The organism is Rhizobium sp. Nf11,1 (genome assembly GCF_050587665.1).
Lineage (GTDB): Bacteria > Pseudomonadota > Alphaproteobacteria > Rhizobiales > Rhizobiaceae > Rhizobium.
In genome coordinates this window covers 1-1576 of the sequence record NZ_JBOBHU010000065.1, presented here as the reverse complement: position 1 = coordinate 1576, position 1576 = coordinate 1, and the positions used below count along the sequence as shown (strand labels likewise).

The following is a 1576-nucleotide window of genomic DNA, read 5'->3' as shown; positions in this document are numbered from 1 at the left end:
GACGCACCCCTTCGGCTTTAGATCCCATGAGGAGTGAACAGCGGCCGATGCTCTGGCAGAGTGAGGCTGCATCAAAACACTCGCTCAGGAGGAGCAGTTTATGGAACCTGCATCCATTCATCCAACCGCTGTCCGCACTGATCTTGGCGCAATTTTTGTGTCATTGGAACTAAGCCGATCGACCTGGCTGGTTACTTCGCTGTCGCCGGGTAGTGGCGAGAAGATGTCGAAGCACGTAGTGGCCGGTGGCAATGTCGGCGAGCTGCTGGATCGCTTTCAGCAGCTACAACAGAAGGCGCGGTTGAGAACAGGGAAGTCATTTCCCATCGTGACGATCCAAGAGGCGGGACTGGACGGCTTCTGGATACATCGCGTGCTGGAGGCTCACGGCGTCGAGAGTTACGTTGTTGACGCAGCTTCTATCGCTACCTCCCGTCGACGTCGGCGTGCGAAGACCGACAAGATCGATGGAGAGGCTCTGACGCGCACATTGCTCGCGTTCAAGCGCGGCGAGCCACGCGTATGTGCGATGGTCAGAGCGCCAGATCCGAAGGACGAAGATCGGCGTCGGATTTGCCGGGAACGCAAAGTTTTGATTGCTGAACGGGTCAGCCATGTCAATCGCGTGAAGGGGCTACTCTTTGCTCAAGGCGTCAGCGGCTATCAACCGCTCCGTAAGGATCGCCGTCAGCGGCTGGAGGAGCTCCAGACCGGAGATGGGCGCGAGTTACCGAAACACCTGAAGGCTCAAATCAATCGCGAACTCGACCGTCTCGAGTTGCTGCTAGAACAGATCGCTGCAGTGGAGAGCGAGCGTAATTCTCTCCTATCGACGTCCGAGCAGCCAGCGGTTGAGGCAACCTCGCCCGCAGCGATGCTGCTGTCCTTGAAGGGTGTTGGCGCTGAATTTGCCGCCGTTCTTTGGACCGAAGCCCTGTCCCGGCATTTTGATAATCGGCGGCAGACCGCCTATGCAGGTTTGACACCGACCCCATGGATGAGCGGGACCATCGACCACGAACAGGGTGTCTCAAAAGCAGGAAACCCTCGGCTGCGCACCACGATGATTCAACTGTCTTGGTTGTGGCTACGCAATCAGCCAGCATCAGCGCTCAGCCGTTGGTTTGTGGATCGGGTTCAGTCGAATGGTGGACGCTTAAAGAAAGCCGCGATAGTTGCCCTGGCGCGCAAACTCCTTATCGCGCTGTGGAAGTTTGTCACTGCGGGTGTTGTCATCGAGGGGGCTGTCATGAAGACCGCCTGACGACCAAAAAATTGCCGAACACACAAATCTTCCAGGACTGATCACTCCTGGCGGATCCAGGTGAGCGAACCGCCGCAAAGTCGGGCTTCAAATGCCGCGCTTTAGATTGGTCCCGTTCTCCTGAGCCTTGCCGCTACGCAAGCGGGATAATGGTGCTGCCGGACAAAACGGCGACCGTATGTGAGTTTGAACCGGTGACGGAAACGTGCCGCGTCAAGCAAGGTGGCTCAGACCATGGGTTCGATACGAAATCGAAGGGGCACGCTATGAAACTATGATTGATCTTGACGGCGAAATCCTCATGTGAGCTTT

General features: G+C 56.9%; 1 protein-coding gene. It reads left to right on the top strand.

Going from position 1 to position 1576, the window contains the following annotated elements; all coding sequences use genetic code 11:
* The first annotated feature begins 100 nt into the window (after positions 1 to 100).
* On the top strand, positions 101 to 1264 hold the full coding sequence (locus tag ACQ7C1_RS31665) for an IS110 family transposase (protein WP_430961210.1): 1164 nt from the start codon (positions 101 to 103) through the stop codon (positions 1262 to 1264).
* The last annotated feature ends 312 nt before the right edge of the window (positions 1265 to 1576 follow it).

What these genes read in the sequence shown, in the direction of transcription:
- ACQ7C1_RS31665 (WP_430961210.1), top strand. Translation starts at nt 101, where the DNA reads ATGGAACCTGCATCCATTCATCCAACCGCTGTCCGCACTGATCTTGGC.